The 1330-nt window shown below is 56.2% G+C and carries 1 protein-coding gene; it reads left to right on the forward strand.

The window, feature by feature from the left end; translation table 11 throughout:
- Positions 1-1330 (forward strand): non-ribosomal peptide synthetase (locus AZ66_RS29155; RefSeq protein WP_044358140.1); only part of this gene is annotated, 1330 nt, incomplete at both ends.

Here is a 1330-nt window from a genome sequence, read left to right on the forward strand (position 1 = left end):
CTGTACCAAGGCGACGGAGCTGACGTACCGAATGGCAGCAAACCGTCCAACCTGCTCTATATCATCTACACATCCGGAACGACGGGCAATCCGAAAGGGGTCATGCTGGAGCACCGCAACATGGTTAACCTGCTGCATTATCAGCAGAAAGGCACGAACATTCCGATGCCTTCGCGGATTTTGCAATATGCGTCTGGCAGCTTCGATGTTTGCTATCAGGAAATGTTCTCTGCGCTCCTGTTCGGCGGAAGCCTGTATATGGTCGACAATGAGATGCGCAAGGATCCGGTCCGCTTGTTCCAGGAAATCGAAAAGCATGAAATCGACGTGATGTACATTCCAGTGGCGTTCCTGAAATTCATCTTCGCCGAGCCGGAGTGGGCAGAAGCGTTCCCGCGCTGCGTTCGCCATATCATTACGGCGGGCGAGCAGTTGGTCGTGACACCGCAAGTGCAGGCGTGTTTGAAGCGACTCGATATCTGCCTGCACAACCATTACGGGCCATCGGAGACTCATGTCGTGACGACCTACACGATGACGCCGGAAGTTATCGAGGTTGGTCTGCCGCCAATCGGCAAGCCGATCGCGAACACGAGCATTTACATCGTGAACGACAGCTTTGAGCTGCAGCCGATCGGTGTGAAGGGCGAGCTCTACGTATCCGGGGCATGTGTCGGACGCGGGTACTGGGGAAGAACGGACTTAACTGAGGAGAAGTTCCTAGATAACCCGTTCGCACCTGGCGAGCGGCTGTACAAGACAGGTGACGTAGCGCGCTGGCTTCCAGACGGCAGCATTGAGTATGTGGGACGAAGTGACCATCAGGTGAAAATCCGGGGCTTCCGCATTGAGCTGGGCGAGGTGGAATCGCAGTTGCTGCATGTACCGGCGGTACAGGAGGCGACCGTGGTGGCACTGGAAGATCATGCGGGTCAGAAGCAGTTGTGCGCGTATTTCACAGCAGAATGCTCACTCAAGGCCGGCGAGCTGCGGGCAGCATTGTCGAAGGAGCTGCCAGGCTACATGATTCCGTCCTACTTCGTACAGTTGGAGCGACTGCCGCTGACGCCGAATGGGAAGATCGATCGGAGAGCGCTGCCGAAGCCAGAAGGCGGCATTGAGACTGGAACGGAGTATGTCGCGCCGCGTACAGAAACGGAAGCAAGGCTTGCACGCATTTGGCAGGATGTATTGGGATTAGCAAGCGTAGGCGTGAAGGACAACTTCTTCGAGCTTGGCGGTCACTCGCTGCGGGCAACGACGCTGGTGAGCAGGCTGTACAAGGAAATGAACGTCAATTTCCCGTTAAGGGGTGTGTTCCGTCATCCGA

The sequence above is a fragment of the Paenibacillus sp. E194 genome (assembly GCF_000935845.1).
Taxonomy (GTDB): Bacteria; Bacillota; Bacilli; order Paenibacillales; family Paenibacillaceae; genus Paenibacillus_B; species Paenibacillus_B alvei_B.